1 protein-coding gene is annotated in these 248 nt (G+C 58.1%); it reads right to left on the bottom strand.

Annotated elements, in window-relative coordinates:
* The coding region (locus AC1RPR_RS08960; protein ID WP_481763599.1) for a hypothetical protein at window positions 1-231 on the bottom strand (231 nt) is incomplete at its 3' end.
* Window positions 232-248: the final 17 nt, after the last annotated feature.

Below are 248 nucleotides of genomic sequence, written 5' to 3'. Positions count from 1 at the left end.
CGCACCCTTGAAGACGGCGCTACACACAACGCCCTCGACGAATTGACCGCTGGGGCTGCGCGCAGTGAATCCCGTATGGAACGTGTCGTCCTTCGAACAGCCGAAGAAGTCGTAGCCCGTGATCTTGATGTCCTTGAAGCCAGCACCGGTCAGCGTGTTACGTGCCTGATCTTCACGCGTGCATCCCGCGAGCGCCAGCGCCATCAACGCAATTGCCGCAATCTTCTTCATTCTTCCACCTCGTATTC

It is taken from the genome of Dellaglioa sp. CoH-57-MRSF-22, assembly GCF_056781895.1.
This window is presented reverse-complemented; position numbering and strand designations above follow the sequence as displayed.